Here is a 741-nt window from a genome sequence, read left to right as displayed (position 1 = left end):
ACCCTCGGCCACAGCCCTATGAGTCAGTAAGAAGCGCTTGCGTAAGGCCCATCCAGCTTGTGCTTTGAAGTTATCAAAAGCATCGCTGTTCTTTTTACCAACAATATCCTCACGCTCTGGCTTATAGATGCCAGCCGAACCACGGAAAGGGTGAGCATCAACATCAGGTATTCCTAATCGCTGCTCGTTAACCACCCTGGCATCACCTTTGACGCCTGCACCTAAACCATCGGCATCATACAAAAAGTATTCTGATTGACTGTCAGCGGTTGCCTCAACTGCTTTTTTAGACGTGGCAAAAATATCTGAACCTTTACCACTCCATGTATCTAAGTAATTGAGCAATACGCCATGACGACCAGCGATAGAGTTTTTATCAATACCTTCATCTGCCACATCAAGCGCCATCACCTTGCTACCGCTAATATCAATGCCTAGCTTTCTATGAGCATCAATAGCAGACTGCACCCATGCTGACGGTATTAATACACCCTCAACTGATGCTGCGTAATCAATATCAATCTCTTGAGCCACTGTGACCGCATCTAGCTCATCTAGCTGCTTGTTGTACCACACGTCATCTTTGCGTGGATCATCACGCCAATGAAAGGTAAAGACACGAATACGTCCACTATGGCGACGCTGTGCGAATGAATTGCTCATGCCGTTAGGCGTAGATATATCATTACGGCTGTTGGTAGTAGCTGACAGTGACGCATCAACCAAGTGAGGTCGCTCTAA

1 pseudogene is annotated in these 741 nt (G+C 46.6%); it reads right to left on the bottom strand.

The window, feature by feature from the left end:
• Window positions 1–741 (bottom strand): annotated as a pseudogene (locus ACS8FC_RS17125) (terminase); the annotation flags it as partial.

Source organism: Psychrobacter sp. 1Y4, from assembly GCF_051847555.1.
The sequence above is the reverse complement of the archived record's forward strand: the minus strand, read 5'-3'. Positions and strand labels throughout refer to the sequence as shown.